Here is a 1,933-nt window from a genome sequence, read left to right as displayed (position 1 = left end):
GCCTTTACGAGGTACCATTACCACTAGTCCCTCTAATTCTAGCTTTCTGATAGCTTCTCGAACAGGGGTTCTACTAACACCCATTTGTTCTGCTAGCTGAACTTCCATCAGTCTTTGACCTGGTTTAAAACCACCTTCAATAATAGCCTTTCTCATAGTAGAAAACACAATCTCCCTTAAAGGCTTATAACTTTCCATATCTATCGTTAATACCCCATCTTTATACCCCAAGGTATAACCCCCCTTTATTATACGTTGTAGCAATAAATACTTCTTTGTAACTCTTCTTTAACTCACTGTATGCATTTTTTGCGGTTTTTTCATCTTCAAAAAGTCCATATATGGTTGGTCCACTACCACTCATCAAAGAATTAAGAGCACCTAATCGAATCATCTTTTCCTTAATATCTGTAAGTCTAGGATATTTCTTAAATATAAAATCTTCAAATACATTTCTCATTTTAGAGGTAATCATCTGCACGTCTCCTCCTTGAATTCCCTCAATCATCTTTAGGTTTTCTGGATGGTTTTTAATAGATTTTACATTTACCAAACTGTATGCCCAAGGCGTAGATATCCGAATAGATGTTTTTACTAAAACCACATAAAACTTTGGCAATGGATCTAGATTTGTAAGTACATCTCCAACCCCTTCAGCTAAGGCCGTACCTTCTATCATGCAAAAGGGTACATCTGCACCAATTTTTGCACCTATTTCTAAAATACTTTTATCCTCTAGATTTAAGTTCCACAGTTTGTTTAGCGCTATAATGGTAGACGCTGCATTAGAGCTGCCACCAGCTAGACCTGCTGCGATAGGAATTCTCTTTTTTACATATACTTCTATACCTTTATCTACTTTAGTTTGTTCTAAAAGAAGCTTAGCAGATTTGTATATGATATTTCTCTCATCTTTAGGTAGACGTGGATTATTAGAATTCAACTTTATGCCCTTTTCAATGACTTTAAAGTGCAAAGTATCGCATAATGAAATAGTCTGCATAACCATGGACACATTATGAAATCCATCTTCTCTCTTATTTACGATATCTAAGGTCAAATTGATTTTTGCCCTAGCCTCTAATGTAAGCTTATTCATACATCACCCTATGTTTATTTGATATTTTTGTATACAATATTAAATATAATCCTACTCTTTTCTACTATAGATGTCAAGTTTTGCTACAATCTAATATCAACAATTTGATTTTTGTGAAATAGATATATATATGTTTCTCTAACATTTCTCTTTGTCAATTCTTCAATAGCTCTTTTATACAATTGTAATTGTGGAGTATAATTTTGAATCAACTCTTCTTTGTCCTTTTCATCTGAATAATAGTCGCTCTTATAGTCAATCAAGACATACCCTTCTCCTTCTAAAAAGTAACAATCGATGATTCCCTGAACCAGCATATAATCGTCACTTTCTTCTACATCGGCTTTATAGTTAAAGGCTTTCTCCCTATAAATTCTTTGCCCTTTGAGCATTCGCTGACCTAACGGGCTCATAAAGTACTTTACGATTTTGGGTACAAAAAACGCATCTATCTCTTCCTCACTTAGGATTTGTTTTTTTACCATCTGATCAATCTGTCTGCTTATTTCTTCTTTTAAAGAACTTTCTAAACTTTTCAACTTCTCTAAATCTAAATGCTGTAAAATAAAATGTAGTACAGTGCCTCTCTGAGCTCCAGTCATTCCCTTTTGTCTTTGAAATTTGGGTAGGTTAAATGTCTCATTTATGCGTATGCGATCTACCCCTTTGTTCTCTTGTACTTTCTTCAACTCTGTTACCGTAGCTTTTGTAGGCATATTGCTCTCTTTTTCATAATCATAGGACCAAGACAATTTTTCATCAATCATTTTATGGATTGTAGACTTCTTTTCTTTTTTTAATCCACCCCAATACTGAATTAAATCCCATTTTCCC

The 1,933-nt window shown here is 34.0% G+C and carries 3 protein-coding genes; all 3 read right to left on the bottom strand.

Annotated features, from left to right (window positions below):
• On the bottom strand, nt 1-198 hold a 198-nt coding region (locus Q7P22_RS04895; protein WP_303861370.1), incomplete at its 3' end, for a GntR family transcriptional regulator.
• A 22-nt stretch (nt 199-220) separates the two neighbouring features.
• Nucleotides 221-1,099: a 4-(cytidine 5'-diphospho)-2-C-methyl-D-erythritol kinase gene (ispE, locus tag Q7P22_RS04890; protein ID WP_303861367.1), complete on the bottom strand. Its 879-nt coding sequence runs from the start codon at nt 1,097-1,099 to the stop codon at nt 221-223.
• Between the two features lie 83 nt (nt 1,100-1,182).
• Nucleotides 1,183-1,933 (bottom strand): PD-(D/E)XK nuclease family protein (locus Q7P22_RS04885; protein WP_303861364.1); only part of this gene is annotated, 751 nt, incomplete at its 5' end.

It is taken from the genome of Alkalibaculum bacchi (assembly GCF_937875145.1).
GTDB lineage: Bacteria > Bacillota > Clostridia > Eubacteriales > Alkalibacteraceae > Alkalibaculum > Alkalibaculum bacchi_A.
This window is presented reverse-complemented; position numbering and strand designations above follow the sequence as displayed.